This window comes from Methylocystis rosea, from assembly GCF_003855495.1.
GTDB lineage: Bacteria > Pseudomonadota > Alphaproteobacteria > Rhizobiales > Beijerinckiaceae > Methylocystis > Methylocystis rosea_A.
Map to the genome: position 1 here is coordinate 210728 of NZ_CP034086.1, position 18341 is coordinate 229068.

An 18341-nucleotide genomic window follows, 5' to 3' on the forward strand; every position below is an offset into this window, starting at 1 on the left:
TCAAACTCCGGGAAGAACCCCGATCCGCTCCAAGAACCAGTAGACGCCCGCAATCGCAATCAGCGCCGAGGCCACGTAGACGAGCTTTTCGCTGCGCTTGCCGCCTGTCTGTTTGTCGATCAGGAACAGGATCGGCATGACCGCGAAGACGATGGCGATCTGGCCGAGTTCGACGCCGATGTTGAAAGCGGCGAGCGCCGGCACGACCCCGCCTTGCGGCACGCCCATCTCGGTCAGCGCCGAGGCGAAGCCGAAGCCATGGATGAAGCCGAACAAGAAAGTGTTGCGCCAGCGGTTGTCGACGTCGCGCGAGAAATAATTCTCCACCGCGACAAAAACGATCGAGGCGGCGATCAGCGCTTCGACCAAGGTCGAGGGCAGCGTGAAGATATTGAGCGCCGCCAGCGACAGCGTGATCGAATGCGAAATGGTGAAGGCGGTGACGATCTTGACGACCGGCCAGACGCGAGTGGCCCAGAGAATGAGGGCGAACAGGAAGCACAAATGATCGTAGCCGGTGACGATATGTTCGACGCCGGCTTTGAGAAACTTCCACATCAGTTGTGCGGTGGTCTCCATCGGCTTCGACAGATCGAGCGGGGGATCGTCGGGGTAGAGCATGGTCTGGCCGGCGTTTTCGCTCCCCTCGAGCGTGACGAGGTGCTTTCCCTTTGCGCCCTGCGCGGCGAGGAGCTTCGTCGCGTCATAGAAGAGCGCGCCCGTCGTTGCGCCGCAGTCGAAGCGCACGACGATCAGCGCGCTGTCCTGGTTGGTGGGGTCTTCGCCGGATTTTTCGACATTGGCGATGCAGGCGCGCCCTGTCGCATCGCGCATCGCGACGCGTTTTTGGACAAATTTGCCGATTTCGGCTTCGAGCGCGCCGGGCGCCGAGAGGTCGACGCTGCTGCGTTCGCTCATCGTGTCCTGAAACATGCGCTCAAGATCGGTGGCGAGAAAGCCGACCTCGACGGTATAGGTTCGATTGTCCTTGGGAAGGATTTTGCCTGTCGAAATATCGGGCGTATGGGCCATCGCCGGAGCCGCGAGGCCGACGCAAAACAAGACTACGGCGGCGACTATCCTGAAAACCCCGGTCATACGCGCTCCCCCATTTCATGGCGGGCGCAACATGCCAAACGCCGCTGCGCTGGACAAGACAGCGCAAGCGGGAGCATAGGCCGGTTACGGCGCGCCGGCGCTGCGGGAGCGTGTTTCCGACCGCAATCGTGCTATGGCTTCGCCTTGGCCCCCAGCCCCCACCGACCGAGCCGCTGCGACATGCTTCATCGCGACCTCTATGAGGCCCGCTCGGCGGCCTTGACGTCTTCAGAGGGCAATCTCGCAGTTCTCGCGACGTTGGCGCTGCTGGTCGGCGCTGTCGCGGGTCTCGTCTGCGCGCTTTTCCGACTTGCGCTGCAGCGGGCCGATGTTTTTCGCGCAGCCGTAATCGATTGGGCGCATAGCCACTCAATCGCGGGCTTTATTCTGCTCGTCGGCGGCTGCGCGTCGGCGGCCGTCATCGCCGCTTGGCTGGTGCGGCGGTATTCGCCACACGCGTCGGGGAGCGGGATTCCGCATGTCGAGGCGGTCTTGCGCGGTGACGCGGCGCCGTCGCCCTTTGTCCTCCTGCCGGTGAAATTCGTCGGCGGATGGCTGGCGATCGGCTCGGGCCTTGCGCTCGGCCGAGAAGGCCCGAGCGTGCAGATGGGCGCGGTGCTTGGCCATCTCTTCGGCGGCGCCTTCCGCCGAGATTGGCCGGATTGCCGCGTTCTGCTGGCGGCAGGCGCGGGCGCAGGCCTCGCGACCGCCTTCAACGCGCCGATGGCCGGAGCGGTTTTCGTCCTGGAAGAGCTCGTCCAAAAATTCGAGCATCGGATAGCGATCGCCGCGCTGGCGGCGTCCTCGACCGCAATCGCCGTCGCGCATCTTATTCTGGGCGACGCGCCGGATTTTCAACTGCCGGCGCTGGCGTATCCCGCGCCGGAGATCGGCCCGTTGTTCTTCATGCTTGGCGTCGTGTGCGGAGCCGTAGCCATCGCCTATAATAAGGCGGTGCTGGCGACGCTGGCCGCGGTCGACCTCGTGCGCGGCCTGCCGGCGGAGACCTGCGCCGCCGCGATCGGCGCCGCGGCGGGCGTTCTCGCCTGGTTCGGACCGGAATGCGTCGGCGGGGGCGATAATCTCACCCAGAATGCGCTGCTTGGGGCGCCCGGCCTCTTCGTCTTGCCGTTCCTCTTTCAACTGAGGTTCTGGTTCGGCGCCTTGTCCTATTCGGCGGGAACGCCAGGCGGTCTTTTCGCGCCGCTGCTGACGCTGGGCGCGCAATTGGGACTGCTCTTTGGCGCCGGTTGCGGATTGGCGTTCCCGGACCTTCCCATTCAGCCAGAGGCCTTCGCGGTGGTTGGAATGGCCGCGTTCTTTACGGGCGTGGTGCGGGCGCCGCTGACCGGACTCGTGCTCGCGACGGAAATGACAGGCAGCGCGCTCCTGCTCCTGCCGATGCTGGCGGCTTGTTTTACGGCCATGCTCATCCCTACGCTGATGAGCGACGCGCCTCTTTACGACGCCTTGCGCGAGCGCCTGCGCTTCCTGCGCTGATCGAAGCGGCAGGAATCGAAGCTGCAAGAGAATTTCCATGCTTGGAGATGGTGGGGGAAGTAGGACTCGAACCTACGAAGGCTTAGCCAGCGGATTTACAGTCCGCCCCCTTTGCCGCTCGGGACATTCCCCCATCGTCTCGCAAGGAGACGCGGCCGCGATGAAGCGGCCGATGCAGCGGCATATGCGGCCCCTGCGGCGCAGTGTCAACCTTAAACTCCCCGGCGGGCTGGGGGCGACGCTGAGCCCCGCTCGAGCGCGCATTTGCGTCAGAACTTGCGCAGAGGCCATGCGCCGCGAATGCAGGCGCTCAAGCTGGCGAATTGGCGGCCGCCGCGCCGGCGGTCAGCTGCGCCAGCTCCGCGTCGGAGAAAAGCCGCGACCGCGTCAGGAACCGCAGCCCCGTGCCATTGTCGAGCGAGAACATGCCGCCTTGCCCCGGCACGACGTCGATGACGAGCTGCGTGTGTTTCCAGTAATCGAATTGCGCCGCGCCGATGTAGAAGGGCGCGCCGCCGATCTCACCGAGCAGAACGTCGCCGTCGCCGACGAGAAATTCGCCTTGCGGATAGCACATCGGCGCCGAGCCGTCGCAGCAGCCGCCCGACTGGTGGAAGAGGACCGCGCCATGTTCGCCGCGCAGCCTGGCGATGAGATCAAGCGCCGCCTGTGTGGCGATGACTCTTGCGGGTTTGACTGTCGTGATCACTACCCCCTCCCTGTCCCTCCCCCGCTAAAGCGGGAGAGGGGACGCTAGCGATCGGCGTTCCGCGTTTCTCCGGCGAAGGGCGAGTTTCGCTCCCTCTCCCGCGAAGCGGGGGAGGGTTGGGGAGGGGGCTAAAAGAACCCCAGCTTCTTCTCGCTGTAACTCACCAGCATGTTCTTCGTCTGCTGATAGTGATCGAGCATCATCCTGTGGTTCTCGCGGCCGATGCCCGACTGTTTGTAGCCGCCGAAAGCGGCGTGCGCCGGATAGGCGTGGTAGCAGTTGACCCAGACGCGCCCCGCCTGAATGGCGCGGCCGAAGCGGTAGCAGCGATTGGCCTCGCGGCTCCACACGCCGGCGCCAAGGCCGTAGAGCGTATCATTGGCGATGGCCAAGGCCTCGTCGTCGTCCTTGAAGGTCGTCACCGACACGACGGGCCCAAAAATCTCCTCCTGGAACACGCGCATCCGATTATGGCCTTCGAGCACGGTCGGCTTCACGTAGAAGCCGCCGGCGAGTTCGCCTGCGAGCGCGTTGCGTTCGCCGCCGGCGAGCACCTTCGCGCCCTCCTGCTTGCCGATATCGATATAGCTCAGGATCTTTTCGAGCTGCTCGGAAGAGGCCTGCGCGCCGATCATGGTTTCGGGGTCGAGCGGATTGCCCTGCTTGATCTCGCCGACGCGTTTTAAGGCGCGCGCCATGAAGCGGTCATAGATCTTCTCATGCACCAGCGCGCGGCTCGGACAGGTGCAGACCTCGCCCTGATTGAGCGCGAACATGACGAAGCCCTCGATCGCCTTGTCGAGGTAGTCGTCATCCTCGCGGGCGACGTCCTCGAAGAAGATGTTGGGCGACTTGCCGCCAAGCTCCAGCGTCACCGGTATGAGGTTTTGACTGGCGTATTGCATGATCAGCCGGCCGGTCGTCGTCTCGCCGGTAAAGGCGATCTTGGCGATGCGATTCGACGAGGCGAGTGGTTTGCCGGCCTCGAGCCCAAAGCCGTTGACGATGTTGAGCACGCCCTTGGGAAGAAGGTCGCCGATAAGCTCCGCCCAGACGAGAATGCTCGCGGGCGTCTGCTCGGCCGGCTTGATGACGACGCAATTGCCGGCGGCGAGCGCCGGCGCAAGCTTCCAAACGGCCATCAGAATCGGGAAGTTCCAGGGGATGATCTGGCCGACGACGCCGAGCGGCTCATGGAAATGATAGGCGATGGTGTCGTGGTCGATTTCCGAGATGCCGCCTTCCTGGGCGCGTATGGCGCCGGCGAAATAGCGGAAGTGATCGATCGCGAGCGGAATGTCGGCGGCGCTCGTCTCGCGTATCGGCTTGCCATTGTCCCAGGTTTCGGCGGCGGCGAGGAGACCGAGATTGGCCTCCATCACGTCGGCGATGCGGTTGAGGATGATGGCGCGTTCCGCCACGCTCGTCCGGCCCCAGGCGTCTTTGGCGGCATGGGCGGCGTCGAGCGCGGCCTCGACGTCATCCTTGTCGGAGCGCGCGATTTCGCAAATCTTCTGGCCGATGATCGGCGAGACATTGTCGAAGACGCGGCCGGACTTGGCGTCCGCCCATGCGCCATTGATGAAATTGCCGTAGCGCGGCTTGAACGGCGGTTTGAGCGCGGCGAAAGTTTCATGCTTGGTCATGGGGCGTTCCTCGCGTTGCCGCAGCGGCGGCTTTTTCTTTGAGAAGGTAGTTGGAGCGCGGCGTTACGCCAAGGGCCTGACGCCAAGCGCCTGACGTTAAGCGCCCGAGCCGGTTGTCTTAGTCGAGACACGCCTTCGCCAGCGCCTGAAAGGCGCGGGCGCGATGCGACAGCGCCTGCGAGCCGTCGCCGGGCAGGGCATGTTTTTCCGCCGACATCATCTCGCCGAAGGTCTTGTCGAGCCCGTCGGGCCGAAAGATCGGATCATAGCCGAAGCCCTTCTCGCCCTTGGGCGGGAAGACCAGAACGCCGTCCACACGGCCCTCGAACTGCTCGATATGCCCGTCGGGCCAGACGATAGCGAGCGCGCAGGCGAAATGCGCGCGATAGGGCGGCGCGGCGCCGCGCGCCTCGAGTTCGCGCTCGACGCGGAGGCAGGCGGATTTGAAGTCGCGGTCCTCTCCCGCCCAGCGCGCCGAATAGACGCCGGGGGCGCCGTCGAGCGCGTCGACGCAAAGACCTGAGTCATCGGCAAAGGCGGGAAACCCCGACGCCACGGCGGCGGCGCGGGCCTTTAAAAGCGCGTTGCCGGCGAAGGTCTGTTCGGTCTCCTCGGGCTCCTCGAGGCCGAGTTCTCCCGCGGAAACCGCCTCGACGCCATGCGGCTCGAGCAATTGCCTGAGTTCCCAAAGTTTCCCGGGATTATGCGTGGCGATGACGAGCTTGCCGGCGATTTTGCGCGGATCCATCAGATTTCCTCCCGCCGCGCGGCGCCTGGCGCGCCGGCGGGCGTCGCCATAGCGCTGATATCTCCTTAACTTGCAGCGATTCGCCGCCAAATCGCCACGATCGCCCTCTGGGGGTCTTGGTCGACGGGACGGAAGGCGCTACAAAGTTACGTCTTGGCGCGGTTAACCCCGCCTTTACTATGCTTGGCAACGATTGAGGAGCCGCCGAGGCGGTTCCGGGACGCGCCAATGCCGACGCGGCGACTTCGCCGCTCGATTATCCCGGAATGCAAGGGACGAAATGACCTCGACCATTCTCATTGCCGACGACGATCCCGTTCAACGTCGTCTGCTGGAAGCTATGACGCGGCGATTTGGTTACGAGGCCGAGACTGTCGAAAGCGGCGAACAGGCGATTGCCCGACTGACGCAGCCTGGCGCCAAGTCCGTAGCGCTGCTCATTCTGGACCTCGTCATGCCCGACCTCGACGGCATGGGCGTGCTCACCCGCATGCGCGACATGAAACTCGCGACGCCGGTGATCGTGCAGACCGCGCATGGGTCGATCGAGGCGGTCATCTCGGCGATGCGCGCCGGCGCCCATGACTTCGTGGTCAAGCCGGTCGGCGCGGAACGCCTGCAAATTTCGATCAAGAACGCGCTCTCCGCCGATGCGCTCGCCGACGAAGTGCGCCGCATCAGCCGCCGGGCGCAGGGCGCGCTGACCTTCAAAGACCTCGTCTCGCGCAGCGACGACATGGAGCGCGTCATCCGGCTCGGCCAGCGCGCGGCGCATTCCTCGATTCCGGTGCTTCTCGAAGGCGAGTCGGGCGTCGGCAAGGAGATCGTGGCGCGCGCCATCCAGGGCGCGTCGGATCGCAAAGGCAAGCCCTTCGTCACCGTCAACTGCGGCGCGCTGCCGGCCAATCTCGTCGAATCAATTCTCTTTGGGCATGAGAAGGGCGCCTTCACCGGCGCCACGGAGAAGCACAGCGGCAAATTCCTTGAAGCGAACGGCGGGACGCTGTTTCTCGACGAGATCGGCGAACTGCCGCTCGACATTCAGGTGAAGTTGCTGCGCGCGCTGCAGGAAGGCGAAATCGATCCCGTCGGCGCGAAGCGCGCGATCCGGGTCGATATTCGACTGATCTCGGCGACCAATCAAAACCTCATCGATCTCGTCAAACGCGGCCTGTTTCGCGAGGACCTTTTCTATCGGCTCAACGTCTTCCCGATCAACATTCCGCCGCTGCGCGGTCGCCGCGAGGATGTCGCCGATCTCGCCAGGCGCTTTGCGGCGCGTTTCGCCGCCGAGGAAGGCCGCAACATCCGCGGCGTGACGTCGGAAGCGCTGTCGCTGCTGACGAGCTACGACTGGCCGGGCAACGTCCGCCAGTTGGAGAACGCCGTCTTTCGCGCTGTCGTGCTCGCCGACGGCGACGAACTGACGGTCGCCGAATTTCCGCAGATCGCCGCCCATGTCGAAGGCTATGAAGTGCGCGTGCCGCCCGCGCCCGCGCCGGGCGCGCCCGGGACGTCGCCGCGCGAACGCGAGATCGTCCGCGTCGAGATCCGCGATCCGAATGCGATGTCGCTGATTGGATCGAACGGCGAAATGCGCACGCTCGAGGACATCGAGACCGCGACGATCCGCTTCGCCTTGACGCATTACCGCGGCCAGATGTCGGAAATTGCGCGACGGCTCGGGATCGGCCGCTCGACGCTCTATCGGAAGATGAAGGAATACGGCCGGGAGGAAGCGTCAGCAAGCGACTCCGAGCCATCGGGAACGCTGGTCGCTTAGTCGCGGCGCGCAAACTTCCGTCAGTGCGAGGATTTCATGACGCTGTTCGACATCGAAGCGACAACCATCGACGGCCAGCCGAAGAAGCTGGCCGATTACGCCGGCAAGGCCATGCTGGTCGTCAATGTCGCGAGCCGGTGCGGCTTCACGCCGCAATACGCCGGGCTCGAAGCGCTGTACCGCAAGTTCGCCGATCGGGGATTTGTCGTCTTGGGCTTTCCCTGCAATCAGTTTGGCGCGCAGGAGCCGGGCTCCGAGAAGGAGATCGCGTCCTTCTGTTCGGCGAATTACGACGTCACCTTTCCCCTGTTCGCCAAGGTCGACGTCAATGGCGATAACGCCCATCCGCTCTATCGCCTCCTCAAGCGCGAGGCGCCGGGAATTCTGGGCTCCGAAGCGATCAAGTGGAACTTCACGAAATTTCTAGTCGACAGCAAGGGACACGTCGTGAAGCGTTACGCGCCGACCGACACGCCCGAGCAGATCGCCAAGGACGTTGAGGCGCTGTTGTGACCGCCATCGACGCGCGCATGATCGAAGACGGCGATCCACTCGTCTTCGAGGTGAAGCTGCGCGATCAGGGAGGCGAAACCCAGCATCGCGTCACGCTGTCGCGAAAGGATCTGCTGCGCCTCGGCGGCGGCGCCGAGGCGCAAAAATGTATAGACGCCGCCTTCCGATTCCTCCTGGACCGCGAAGCAAAGGAGAGCATCCTCGCGCGCTTCGACATGAGCGTCATTGCTCGCTATTTCCCGGAGTTCGAGCAAAAGCTGCCGGAATATCTTGCTTGAAGCGTCATGCGGATTCCGGCTGATCCGTTCGCTTGGGCCGTGTCATTCCCGGCAGGCCGAAGGCCTGACCGGGAATCCAGAGCCGATCCAGAAACTGGTCTTGCTCTGGATTCCCGATCGCGCGCTACGCGCGCGTCGGGAATGACAGCCAAGCCGTTCGAAGGGGTTCCGGTAGCACTGTTCGCTGGGTTGAGACCGTCATTGCGAGCGAAGCGAATTCTCAAAACGCCGCGCGCAAACGCAGCCCAAAGACATTGACCGGACCGCGCGCGCTGTTATGCGCGGGATTGACCAGCAGCTGATAATCGAAGGTCGCATCGATATTCTTGCCGAAGCCGATCTTGTAATAGGCCTCCATATTCTTCTCGCCGGCGTAGGAGAGCGCGCCGTCGCCGATATAGACGCTGGTTCCGCCAAGTTCGAAGTAGCGCACGCGCGAACCGTGTAGTCCGCTGAAGGCGCCGGCGACGCCGATCTCGTCGTCGTCGCATCCCCAGAGCGCGCCGCCGGCGACGAAGCCGAATGCGACGGAGCGGTCGATATCCGTGTAATCGACCGTCTCATAGCGCCCGTCGGCCATGCTGGCGCGCAGGAAGAACCCAAGATGCGGCGCGACCTGCTGCTTGACGTTTATCCCGCCGCCGGTTTTCACGGCGCGCCCTCGCGCGGTGTCGACTCGCGGCGGGAAGTCGCCAGCGAGATAGGCGTATCGGATGACGTCATCGATTTTGCTCAGATAGCCGTTGTCGCCATAGACGAGAAATTTGATCGCGCCGGGCTGTTCGAAAAGATCATATCGCGCCTCGAATTCCGCGACGCCCATGAACTGTCGAAACAGTTGCGGCTCAATGTCGAAACTGTTCGGCGTCGTCGAGAGCTGAAACACGCCGCCGCGCGCCGTCCACCAGTCCTGCTTCCACTCTGCCGCGAGGCCGTAGGTGTAGCCCCAGGCGTCGGCCGCGTAGTCGAAGGCGCCCATCGTGTTGAACGCGAAGTTGAGAAAGCCGGTCGTTGGGTCGTGTGCGTAGACGTTGTCGTCGAACACGTCGCCAACGGCGAATTTCCCGAGCGTAACGACGATGCGATTCTTGTCGACCTTGCCCGAGATCTGGTTTTGCGTCGACTCAAGCACCTCGCTGCGTGAGCCTTGGTCCGGATCTCTTTCTCTTTCGCCGTCTTCGTTCAATCCGATGATCTGACGCAGGAAGTAACGCTGGAAGCGCATATAGGGCGCCGCGCGGCCGACCTTGGCGACCGCGGCGTTGACATAAGACGCCGCGCCGACCGAATTGGCGAGCCCGTAGCCGGCGTCTATCTCAGGGTTGAGGTAGACGGCGCCGCCGTCCCACAAGCGCAGGCCAAGGAAAAGATTGGTGGTCGAGCCGACATTGGCCTTGCCGCCGGAAGGAAAGCTGTTGGGGCCGTCATAGAGCGCGCGAAACCGAGGATAGGCCTGGACGACATTCGTCGTCTGCGCATGCACGCTGTAGCGTTCAGGGGCGTCCGGATCGCTGGCGTTCCCGCCATTGCCCGAATTCTGGCCGTCATGCGCGTGCTGGCCGTAGTGCAATTCGCCTAAAATCTCGCTCTTCGCGCCGAAATGGTAATTCAGACCGAATCGCAGCAGATGGTTCTCATTGCGCATGCGCGACGCATAGGAATAGCCGGCCCCATTGTCGAAGACCTGTGTGTTCAGCGACTGATTGAGGAAGAGATATTCGGCGCGCGCCGACCAATTGTCGGCGAAGGCGTATTCGAAGCCGGCGCCGATCGCATATTTCATCCGCGAGGATTGCGACCAGGGCGCGTAGAAAATCGCGTCGGGTCCGCCCGCGCCGAGCGTCAAGGTCGCCGGACCTCTCGCGCCGCCCGCCGCGACGCCGCCCGTGAGATAAAAGAGCGAGCGGTCCCATGCGTAGCCGACGCGCCCGCGAATGCTCGCGAAGAAATTCGCGCTGGAATTAGATGAGAGCGTGAAGACCGGCGGCGCCGGATAGGCGGGCGAAGTCAAATATGCGCCGGTCGGCCCGCGCCTGCCGTCGAGAAGGCTGAGATCGGTTTCGAAACCCCAGACGAAGGGGCCGCGCTGCCAATTATATCCGACCTGCACGCCGACGGTGACGCCTGGGCGCGTCACGCCACTCGGATAAAGATCGAAGGCGGGCGCACCGAAGCCGCTCGCCGCCTGCAGCCGCTCGCCTGCGTGCAGAGGAACGGCGCCGCCGAGGCTCGTACCCATATACATGCCGACCCAGCTGAACACCGGCGGCCGGTCTTCGCAGCGCGCCGCGTTCCCATGCAACGCGCAAAATGCAAAGCTAAGAGCGACGACAAAAGACAGGCGCGCGGCGGCGCTCGTCGGCGCTCCATGTCGAGGGGCGGCGACGCTCGATTTCGGGCTGGATCGAGGCCTGCGCATGCGCTGTTAAGAACCTTGCCGGCGGCGTCTCCGTTGGATAGCGATAAGGCTGCGCCAGAACCAAGCGCAGCGCGAATCATCCTTTGGCCAAATAGTAAAACTCTGTGACAGATTTTCGCAGCGACTATTGGCGCAGTCCTTGCTTTGAACTGTAAAAAACGGCCGCCAGCCGCGCATACAAAGGCGGGCCGCCAAGAGGGAGTTCTTGCAATGGACTCACGCATAACGCAGTTCGATGAACTGGCTGGAGCGGACGGCCGCACCCGCGCCCCTTATCGCAAGCTTTCGCAATGGCTCGCCGAAACCCCGCCCGAGCTCCTGGCCTCGCGGCGCGAACAGGCGGAGCTGCTTTTTCGTCGCATCGGCATCACCTTCGCGGTCTATGGCGCGCAGGAGGCGACCGAGCGCCTCATTCCCTTCGATATCCTGCCGCGCATACTCTCGCGCAGCGAATGGACGACGCTTGAAAAAGGTCTGATCCAGCGCGTCACCGCGCTCAACGCGTTTCTTGCCGACATCTACGGCGCCGGCGAGATCTTGAGGGCTGGAATCGTTCCTGCGGATATCGTCTATCGCAACCCGGCCTATTGCCCCGAGATGGCGGGCCGTCGCGTGCCCTTCGATATTTACGTGCATATCGCTGGCGTCGACATCGTGCGCACCGACGATCAGGGCTTTTTCGTTCTAGAGGACAATGCTCGGACGCCGTCTGGGGTTTCTTATATGCTCGAGAACCGCGAAGTGATGATGCGGCTTTTTCCCGAGCTTTTCGCGCTGCATCGCGTCGCGCCCATCGAAAACTATCCCGACGAGCTGCTTGCGACTTTGCGCTCGGTCGCGCCGCAGCGCGCCAACGGCGATCCGACGATCGTCTTGATGACGCCCGGCCAGTACAATTCAGCCTTCTACGAACATTCGTTTCTCGCCGATAAGCTCGGCGTCGAGCTTGTCGAGGGCCGCGATCTCTTCGTTCGCGACGACGTCGTCTATATGCGCACGACCGAGGGCCCGCGCCGCGTCGACGTCATTTATCGGCGCATCGACGACGACTTTCTCGACCCGCTGTGCTTCCGGCCGGATTCGGCGCTCGGCGTCGCCGGGCTGATGGGCGCCTATCAATCAGGCAATGTGACGCTGGCGAATGCAGTCGGCGCCGGCGCCGCCGACGACAAGGCGATGTACACCTACATGCCTGACATTATTCAGTTTTATCTGGGCGAAGCGCCGCTCCTGCAGAATGTTCAGACCTTCCGCTGCCGCGAAACGGAAGCGCTGACCTACGTCCTCGATCATCTCGATGAACTCGTCGTCAAGGAAGTGAACGGCTCCGGCGGCTACGGCATGCTTGTGGGACCGCATGCGACGAGGGCGCAGATCGAGGAGTTTCGCGCAAAGCTTAAGGCGCATCCGGAGATTTTCATCGCTCAGCCGACGCTGGCGCTCTCGACATGCCCCATTGCTATGGCGTCAGGCGTCGCCCCACGCCACGTCGATCTTCGGCCCTTCGTGCTGCAGGGAGCCAATGGCGCCCGCGTCGTGCCGGGCGGTTTGACCCGGGTCGCGATGACGGAGAAATCGCTCGTCGTGAATTCGAGCCAGGGCGGCGGCACCAAGGACACCTGGGTGATCGACGACGCGTGGAGCGCCGAAGAGGCGATGGGGCAAGCGTGAGAAGACGCTCGCAAACGCCGCGATGAACATCGATGATCTCCAAAGCGACTCATAAACGGACGTGCTGATGCTTTCCCGCACCGCCGACAATCTGTACTGGCTCGCCCGCTACATGGAGCGCGCCGACTTCCTGGCGCGCGCCATCCAGGCGTCGCGGCGCCTCGCCGCGCTGCCCAAGGCCTATGGCGGCGACGAAACCGAGTGGGAAAGCGTGCTGCTGTCGTCGGGCGCGTCGCTATCGTTCGATGCCTCCGGACGCCCCGTCGATGAAGCCAACGTCATCGAGTTTCTCACCTTCGCGCCGGAAAATCCGGGATCGATCCGCAACTGCCTGGAGCAGGCGCGCGCCAACGCCCGCGCCGTGCGCACGGCGTTGACCATCGAAATGTGGGAGTCGATCAACGACGCCTATCTGGAAATGCGCGCGCTAGAGTCGCGCGGCGTCGTCCCTTGCGCCGAGGAGCTGGCGCGCTTTCTCGAGGTCATCAAGCAGACGTCGCTGACCTATGACGGCGGCGCCTATCGCACCATGCTGCGCAACGACGCCTATTGGTTCTCGCGCGTCGGGCTTTTCATCGAACGCGCCGACAACACGGCGCGTTTGCTCGACGTCAAATATCATGTGCTGCTGCCCGAGAAGGAGATCGTCGGCGGTTCCCTCGACTATTTCCAATGGTCGGCCATTCTGCGCGCCGTGTCTGCGCATACCGCCTATCATTGGGTCTATCGCACGAGCATGAAGCCTTGGCTCGTCGCCGATCTGTTGATCCTCCGTCCGGAGATGCCGCGTTCGCTGATTTCCTGCTATGAGTCGATCGTGCGCAATCTCGACAATCTTGCCCGCGCCCACGGGCGCCAGGGCGTGTCGCAGCGTCACGCCCGCGGCGTCTACGGCAAGCTCGAAAAATTGAATATGGAGAGCGTCTTCCAGGGCGGGCTGCACGAATTCGTGCAATCCTTCATCTCTGAAAACAACCGACTGGCCGCGCTCATCTCCGAGCAATATCTCTTTTGAGCGAAATCTGATGCGCATCCGCATACGGCATGAAACGACCTATCGCTATGCGGAGCCGCCGCGAACGGCCGTGCAGCATCTTCGCCTGACGCCACGCAGTCACGACGGGCAGCATGTCGTCGACTGGCGCATCGACGTCGATCGCGATTGCCGACTGGTGCAGTCGGAAGACGCGTTCGGCAATACGCTGCACCGCTTCTCCGTGGACGGGCCGCTTGAGTCGATTTCCACAGTGGTGGAAGGGGAGGTGACGACCTTCGACATCGCCGGAGTCGTATCGGGCGCGGTCGAGCGCTTTCCGCCGGTCCTATTCATGCGCGACACGCCGCTGACGTCCCCCAACGTGGCGATCTGCGATTTCGCGCGCGAAACGACGTCGAAGGAAAGCGGAACGCTCTCGAAGCTCCATGCGCTCCTTGGCGCGATTCACGAATCACTCACATTCGACGCCGCCGCGACGCATTCGGGCACGACGGCGGCGGAATGTTTCGAGCATCGCAAGGGCGTCTGTCAGGACTATTCGCATCTCTTCATCGCCTGCGCGCGCGGGATCGGCGCGCCGGCGCGCTATGTGAGCGGCTATTTCCTCGGCAGCGATGGCGAGGATCAGGTCGCCGGCCACGCATGGGCCGAGGCCTATGTCGAGGATCTCGGCTGGGTGGCCTTCGATCCGACGCATGGCGTCTCGCCGCAGGAAAATCATGTGCGCGTCGCGATAGCGCTCGACTATCTGGGCGCGGCGCCGATCCGCGGCTCGCACTCCGGCGGCGGCGGCGAAACGCTGGACGTCAAAGTGCGCGTCGCGCGGGCGGCGGCCTTCAGCCAGTCGCAGTCGCAATCGCAGTAGCTGTCTCAGACTCCGATCAATTGACTGGCCGCGCTCTGGCGCGCGTCGGCGTCGCTTCGCGCGCGCTCGGCTAAGCCGATTTCATCGCACGGCGTGAAGCGCAGCCCGTCTTCGTCATATTGGAAATCGCATGCGTTGAGCGCGGCCACGACGCGCGGCCAGACGCCCTTCCTGTCCCAGCGATGGTAGCGCGTATAAGCCGTGTACCATTTGCCGAACCGCGGCGGCAGGCTGCGCCAGGGCGCGCCGGTGCGAACGATCCAGAACACCGCTTCGAGAAAAAGCCGATTGTCGCGGCCCCTACAGCCTGGGTCGCCTTGTTTTCCGGGAAGGACGGGAGCGACGGCCTGCCAATGTTCGTCCGACAGATACTGCTCAATCAATAGATCCTCCGTCGCGGCGCGTTGCGACGTCGACCCGCCGGACGCTTCGATGTGAAGGGCCGGGATGATCGATCGATATTTCTATCCTAGGTTGTAATTTTAAACAGCACAACCTATTTCGGCGCGGGGTCGTCCGGCGAAGATTTGCGTTCAGCCGCCGCATGAGACTGGACGCCAGGGCTCCGAATCCAGGTTAACGAGGGGGTCATCTCACTGCGTCATGGCCGCGCTTGTCGCGGCCATCCACGCGACGACACGAGGCAAATGTGAGGATATGAGGCGGAAGTACCGTCTCCGCGCGAAGCGTTTCGCGGTTGACCGGCGTGGATGCCCGGCACAAGGCCGGGCATGACGGCTGAGAGTGAGGCGAAATTATCTCGAGTTCGAAGCCCTGGGCTGGACGCGCGCGCGCTTGCGACTTGCGCGTCCCTGTGGCACACAGGCGCCGAACGCGTCGGACGCGATTTCATGCGTTTCGGGCGATCAAGCGCTGCAGTAGCTCAGTGGTAGAGCACTCCCTTGGTAAGGGAGAGGTCGAGAGTTCAATCCTCTCTTGCAGCACCAGCTCAATAATTTGTCTCTCAGTTCGACGTGACATGCGGGCGGGCGCGTAAAAGGCCGATCTTGCGCGCAGAAAAAAGCCCGCCAGAGGGTCCGGCGGGCTTTTTCGATGTTGTCGAGCGGATAGACGGCGACGCGAGGCGCCTCCCGTGGCCGGAGATCCTAAGAGAGGATCGAGTTCAAGCGAGAGAAGGCTTTTGAGCTGTAGTCTCTAAAGGGAAGGGTTTCGAAAAAGTCCTCAACGGCTTTGGGGTTCTGGCCCCAGGCGATCAGGAAGCCCGCCACCGCCAAAAGCAGCAGGGACAGCAACCCCGACGAGAGGCCGGCGAGAACCCCCACCGCCAGAACGACACCAATCTTGGTCCTGTTGCTCATCGCCATCGCTACGTCTCCTGATTGCGCCTCGTCCGCACTCATTTAGATCAACATGGTTAACCAACTATTAGCGCGCAAGTCCTGCGTCCGCGCGGCCTACGCGTGGGAAAAGCGCGGCGCTCGGCCGCTCATCAGACGCCAATTCGTGCTCGGGCGAGCGCGCCCGGTAGCGGCTTCGAGACAGGCCAGAGTCGATTCAGCAAGCGCGTCGCCAGGGCGACGGAAACCGGTCCTGCACCCGCGACTTGCTGCGACTGAAGGTTTCAGCCGGAGTAATAGCTGACGATCGCAGCGCCGAGAAAGAAACCGATCGCCCCTAGAATCATCAGTCTCGTTAAACCTTCCGGCATGAACTCTCTCCAGGCAGCGCCGCTCGCTTCAAATTAGCGGTCTCACCTCCAAGATCAAGAAGCGTTGCCCCACAGCGCGGCGATCGCGTAGGCGGAAAAGAAAAGAAAAACCGCAGGCGACGGGGCCTGCGGTTTTAAAAAAATTGCGTGCGCTTAGTAGTTATAGAAAGCGACGCAGACGCGGTTGCCGTAATAGTCCCAGCCCCAGCGCGCGCAGCGTGGCGGCGGAGCGGTCGCCGCGCCGACGACGGCGCCGCTGGCCGCGCCGATCGCCGCGCCGGCGAGGGTGCCCCCGGCGCGTCCGCCGGACGCAAGCGCGCCAATGCCCGCGCCGCCAAGTCCGCCGATCACGGCGCCGCCTGCTGCGCGTTCACCGGGAGTATTGCACGCCGTAAGCGGCGCGGCCGCCGCCAGGGCGGTCGTCAGCAGCAGAACTTTCTTCATGCGTTTCTCCTCAGGGTGACGCTGGATCGTCCGCATCCAGGCGGAGCGGCGCCGGACCAATCGATTGTATGCGCGCCGCGAGAGTCTGTACGACGCCGCGGCCGACGGCCGCTTGGGTAAGCCGCCAGCCGCATTGGCGTCGGGCGGAGTTTATTAAATGCCGTCTGCAATGACTGTCGCAAAAATACAACATCGCTCGAGTTTCAGGCGTTCGCCGCTTAGGAAAAGCCCGATACGCGACGAGTTTTCGCCATAAAGGAGCGCGAACGGCGCCCTTGGGATTGGACCGTAAATTTGCTAGCAGCCATTGTTGTTTGCTTTGAAGGACATCGCTCTCATGGATGCAGCCGCATGCGCGGAGGAATTTCGCCGCCGTCTCGACGCCGCCGCCGACGCCACTGAAACTGCGCTCGACGCGCTACTCGCGCCTGCGCCGCTTCCCGGCGAGATCGCCCGCCCCGCGCGCCTTCTCGAGGCGATGCGCTATTCTTCGCTCGGCGGCGGCAAGCGGCTGCGGCCCTTTCTCGTCATCGAATCCGCGCGACTCTTCGGCGTCGTCGGCGAAGCGGCGCTGCGCACCGCCTGCGCGCTTGAAATGATTCATTGCTATTCGCTCGCGCATGACGATCTTCCGGCGATGGACGATGACGATCTGCGCCGCGGCCGGCCGACGACTCACAAGGCCTTCGACGAGGCGACGGCGATCCTCGCGGGCGACGGGCTGTTGACCTACGCGTTCGACGTCGTCGCCGATCCGAAGACGCACCCGGACGCTGGCGTGCGCGCGGCGCTGGTGCTCGCCTTGGCGCGCGCGGCGGGGCTTGGCGGCATGGTCGGCGGACAGGCGCTCGACCTTGCCGCGGAAACCGCGGCGACGCCGCTCACGCTCGAGGAAACCTTGCGGATGCAGGCGATGAAGACGGGCGCTCTGTTGCGCTTCGCCGTCGACGCCGGAGGCATTCTCGGCGGCGCTTCCGTGTCGCAGGCGGGCGCGCTGACGCGCTATGGCGAAGCGCTGGGCGCGGCTTTTCAGATCGCCGACGACATTCTCGACGCAGAGGGCGATAGCGCCGCGCTCGGCAAGCGCGCCGGCAAGGACGCCGAACGCGGCAAGGCGACTCTTGTCGGTCTTCTCGGTCTCGACGCCGCGCGCGTGAGGCGCGACGCGCTGGTCGCCGAAGCGACGGCGGCGCTGCGCGAGACAGGACTGGGCGAGGGAACCGACATTCTCACGGAGGCCGCACGTTTCGTCGCCGCGCGGCGCAACTGAGGAATCGCGCCGATGTCCCGACTAGGACTGTCCAAGACCCGTCGGCGCGCCTCGGCGATCCTGGCGCCATTTCGTATTGTTCGCGCGCGCCCGCAGCTCTTTCTCAGTCTCGCGCTCGGCGTCATCGTCGGATTGCTTCTGCCGCAGGCGATGCAGCCGGTCGCACGCGCGCTCGTCGCATGGAACGCCGTAGCGCTGTGCTATTTCGTTCTCGTCTACCTGCTCATCGTCGGCGCCACGCACGACACCATTCGCGAGCGCGCCCAGATTCTCGACGAAGGCCGCTTCGTCATGCTGTTGCTCACGACCGCGATCGCCACAGCCTCTTTCGGAGCCGTCGTCGTCGAGCTTGGTTCGGTGAAGTCAATGGAAGGCTGGGAGAAGGGCGCAGCCATCGCGCTCACCATCATCACGGTGCTGAATTCCTGGCTGTTCCTGCACCTGACATTCGCCTTCCATTATGCGCATGAATTTTATTTCGAGGAGGAGCATGATCCGGACGAGCCGCCGACGGCGCGCGGCGGACTGCATTTTCCCAACACCAGGATGCCGCAATACATCGACTTCCTGTATTTTTCCTATGTCATCGGCGTCGCCTTTCAGACGGCCGACATTGAAACCTGCTCGTCGCAGATGAGACTGATGGTGGCGACGCATGGCATCGTGGCCTTTTTCTACAACACCACCATTCTCGCGCTCATGGTGAACGTCGCCAGCCAGTTGGTCTGAAG

Annotated in this window: 17 protein-coding genes and 2 tRNA genes; 10 read left to right on the forward strand and 9 right to left on the reverse strand. The window is 63.5% G+C overall.

The genetic code is table 11. From position 1 onward, the window contains the following. Positions 1–1098: a HupE/UreJ family protein gene (locus EHO51_RS00915; protein WP_124737311.1), complete on the reverse strand. Its 1098-nt coding sequence runs from the start codon at positions 1096–1098 to the stop codon at positions 1–3. A gap of 180 nt (positions 1099–1278) precedes the next feature. On the opposite strand from EHO51_RS00915, the gene clcA reads away from it, so the two are divergent. Beyond that, positions 1279–2598: a H(+)/Cl(-) exchange transporter ClcA gene (gene clcA / locus EHO51_RS00920; RefSeq protein ID WP_124737312.1), complete on the forward strand. Its 1320-nt coding sequence runs from the start codon at positions 1279–1281 to the stop codon at positions 2596–2598. A 48-nt stretch (positions 2599–2646) separates the two neighbouring features. Here clcA and EHO51_RS00925 read toward each other — a convergent pair. The 4 genes from EHO51_RS00925 to rdgB all read right to left on the reverse strand — a co-directional run bounded on the left by EHO51_RS00925 (position 2647) and on the right by rdgB (position 5701). Next, positions 2647–2731: transfer RNA gene (locus EHO51_RS00925), tRNA-Tyr, on the reverse strand. A 177-nt stretch (positions 2732–2908) separates the two neighbouring features. Beyond that, positions 2909–3307: a DUF779 domain-containing protein gene (locus EHO51_RS00930; RefSeq protein ID WP_124737313.1), complete on the reverse strand. Its 399-nt coding sequence runs from the start codon at positions 3305–3307 to the stop codon at positions 2909–2911. A 128-nt stretch (positions 3308–3435) separates the two neighbouring features. Further along, positions 3436–4953 carry an aldehyde dehydrogenase gene (adh, locus tag EHO51_RS00935; protein ID WP_124737314.1) on the reverse strand — a complete coding sequence of 506 codons (1518 nt, stop codon included), beginning with the start codon at positions 4951–4953 and terminating at the stop codon, positions 3436–3438. A gap of 118 nt (positions 4954–5071) precedes the next feature. Then, on the reverse strand, positions 5072–5701 hold the full coding sequence (rdgB, locus tag EHO51_RS00940; protein WP_124737315.1) for an RdgB/HAM1 family non-canonical purine NTP pyrophosphatase: 630 nt from the start codon (positions 5699–5701) through the stop codon (positions 5072–5074). Between the two features lie 280 nt (positions 5702–5981). On the opposite strand from rdgB, the gene EHO51_RS00945 reads away from it, so the two are divergent. The 3 genes from EHO51_RS00945 to EHO51_RS00955 are packed head-to-tail and all read left to right on the forward strand — an operon-like array spanning position 5982 to position 8275. Next, positions 5982–7484 carry a sigma-54-dependent transcriptional regulator gene (locus tag EHO51_RS00945; protein WP_124737316.1) on the forward strand — a complete coding sequence of 501 codons (1503 nt, stop codon included), beginning with the start codon at positions 5982–5984 and terminating at the stop codon, positions 7482–7484. 36 nt (positions 7485–7520) lie between these two features. Continuing rightward, the gene (locus EHO51_RS00950) at positions 7521–7997 is read left to right on the forward strand and encodes a glutathione peroxidase (RefSeq protein ID WP_124737317.1); all 477 of its coding nucleotides are present in this window, start codon (positions 7521–7523) and stop codon (positions 7995–7997) included. After that, positions 7994–8275: a hypothetical protein gene (locus EHO51_RS00955; protein ID WP_124737318.1), complete on the forward strand. Its 282-nt coding sequence runs from the start codon at positions 7994–7996 to the stop codon at positions 8273–8275. Before EHO51_RS00950 ends, EHO51_RS00955 begins: the two co-directional genes overlap by 4 nt. A gap of 220 nt (positions 8276–8495) precedes the next feature. On the opposite strand, the gene EHO51_RS00960 is transcribed toward EHO51_RS00955, so the two are convergent. Next, positions 8496–10520: a carbohydrate porin gene (locus tag EHO51_RS00960; protein ID WP_245434914.1), complete on the reverse strand. Its 2025-nt coding sequence runs from the start codon at positions 10518–10520 to the stop codon at positions 8496–8498. Positions 10521–10904: 384 nt separating this feature from the next. Here EHO51_RS00960 and EHO51_RS00965 point away from each other — a divergent pair, with 384 nt between their 5' ends. The 3 genes from EHO51_RS00965 (at position 10905) to EHO51_RS00975 (ending at position 14227) form a co-directional block, all read left to right on the forward strand. Then, on the forward strand, positions 10905–12365 hold the full coding sequence (locus tag EHO51_RS00965) for a circularly permuted type 2 ATP-grasp protein (protein WP_124737320.1): 1461 nt from the start codon (positions 10905–10907) through the stop codon (positions 12363–12365). A gap of 67 nt (positions 12366–12432) precedes the next feature. Further along, the gene (locus EHO51_RS00970; RefSeq protein ID WP_124737321.1) at positions 12433–13380 is read left to right on the forward strand and encodes an alpha-E domain-containing protein; all 948 of its coding nucleotides are present in this window, start codon (positions 12433–12435) and stop codon (positions 13378–13380) included. 10 nt (positions 13381–13390) lie between these two features. After that, a complete protein-coding gene (locus EHO51_RS00975) occupies positions 13391–14227 on the forward strand; it encodes a transglutaminase family protein (RefSeq protein ID WP_124737322.1) in 837 nt (278 codons plus the stop codon). 5 nt (positions 14228–14232) lie between these two features. On the opposite strand, the gene EHO51_RS00980 is transcribed toward EHO51_RS00975, so the two are convergent. Next, positions 14233–14610 (reverse strand): transposase, encoded by a 378-nt coding sequence (locus tag EHO51_RS00980; protein WP_164479315.1) that lies wholly within the window; start codon positions 14608–14610, stop codon positions 14233–14235. 489 nt (positions 14611–15099) lie between these two features. Between EHO51_RS00980 and EHO51_RS00985 the strand changes: the two genes are divergently transcribed. Next, a tRNA-Thr gene (locus EHO51_RS00985) sits at positions 15100–15174 on the forward strand. Between the two features lie 159 nt (positions 15175–15333). Here the strand turns inward: EHO51_RS00985 and EHO51_RS00990 are convergent. Both EHO51_RS00990 and EHO51_RS00995 read right to left on the reverse strand, forming a co-directional pair. Next, complete coding sequence (locus tag EHO51_RS00990; RefSeq protein ID WP_245434688.1) at positions 15334–15552, reverse strand: hypothetical protein; 219 nt, start codon at positions 15550–15552, stop codon at positions 15334–15336. 497 nt (positions 15553–16049) lie between these two features. Beyond that, a complete protein-coding gene (locus EHO51_RS00995) occupies positions 16050–16340 on the reverse strand; it encodes a hypothetical protein (RefSeq protein ID WP_124737325.1) in 291 nt (96 codons plus the stop codon). 337 nt (positions 16341–16677) lie between these two features. Between EHO51_RS00995 and EHO51_RS01000 the strand changes: the two genes are divergently transcribed. Further along, positions 16678–17610 (forward strand): polyprenyl synthetase family protein, encoded by a 933-nt coding sequence (locus EHO51_RS01000; RefSeq protein WP_124737326.1) that lies wholly within the window; start codon positions 16678–16680, stop codon positions 17608–17610. A gap of 12 nt (positions 17611–17622) precedes the next feature. Further along, positions 17623–18339 (forward strand): DUF1345 domain-containing protein, encoded by a 717-nt coding sequence (locus tag EHO51_RS01005; protein ID WP_124737327.1) that lies wholly within the window; start codon positions 17623–17625, stop codon positions 18337–18339. Positions 18340–18341 lie beyond the last annotated feature (2 nt).

Excerpts from the sequence above, each read along its gene's own strand:
- EHO51_RS00915 (WP_124737311.1), bottom strand. The coding sequence starts at position 1,098 with ATGACCGGGGTTTTCAGGATAGTCGCCGCCGTAGTCTTGTTTTGCGTC.
- clcA (WP_124737312.1), top strand. The coding sequence starts at position 1,279 with ATGCTTCATCGCGACCTCTATGAGGCCCGCTCGGCGGCCTTGACGTCT.
- adh (WP_124737314.1), bottom strand. The coding sequence starts at position 4,953 with ATGACCAAGCATGAAACTTTCGCCGCGCTCAAACCGCCGTTCAAGCCG.
- rdgB (WP_124737315.1), bottom strand. The coding sequence starts at position 5,701 with ATGGATCCGCGCAAAATCGCCGGCAAGCTCGTCATCGCCACGCATAAT.
- EHO51_RS00945 (WP_124737316.1), top strand. The coding sequence starts at position 5,982 with ATGACCTCGACCATTCTCATTGCCGACGACGATCCCGTTCAACGTCGT.
- EHO51_RS00950 (WP_124737317.1), top strand. The coding sequence starts at position 7,521 with ATGACGCTGTTCGACATCGAAGCGACAACCATCGACGGCCAGCCGAAG.
- EHO51_RS00960 (WP_245434914.1), bottom strand. The coding sequence starts at position 10,520 with ATGTATATGGGTACGAGCCTCGGCGGCGCCGTTCCTCTGCACGCAGGC.
- EHO51_RS00965 (WP_124737320.1), top strand. The coding sequence starts at position 10,905 with ATGGACTCACGCATAACGCAGTTCGATGAACTGGCTGGAGCGGACGGC.
- EHO51_RS00970 (WP_124737321.1), top strand. The coding sequence starts at position 12,433 with ATGCTTTCCCGCACCGCCGACAATCTGTACTGGCTCGCCCGCTACATG.
- EHO51_RS00975 (WP_124737322.1), top strand. The coding sequence starts at position 13,391 with ATGCGCATCCGCATACGGCATGAAACGACCTATCGCTATGCGGAGCCG.
- EHO51_RS00990 (WP_245434688.1), bottom strand. The coding sequence starts at position 15,552 with ATGGCGATGAGCAACAGGACCAAGATTGGTGTCGTTCTGGCGGTGGGG.
- EHO51_RS00995 (WP_124737325.1), bottom strand. The coding sequence starts at position 16,340 with ATGAAGAAAGTTCTGCTGCTGACGACCGCCCTGGCGGCGGCCGCGCCG.
- EHO51_RS01000 (WP_124737326.1), top strand. The coding sequence starts at position 16,678 with ATGGATGCAGCCGCATGCGCGGAGGAATTTCGCCGCCGTCTCGACGCC.
- EHO51_RS01005 (WP_124737327.1), top strand. The coding sequence starts at position 17,623 with ATGTCCCGACTAGGACTGTCCAAGACCCGTCGGCGCGCCTCGGCGATC.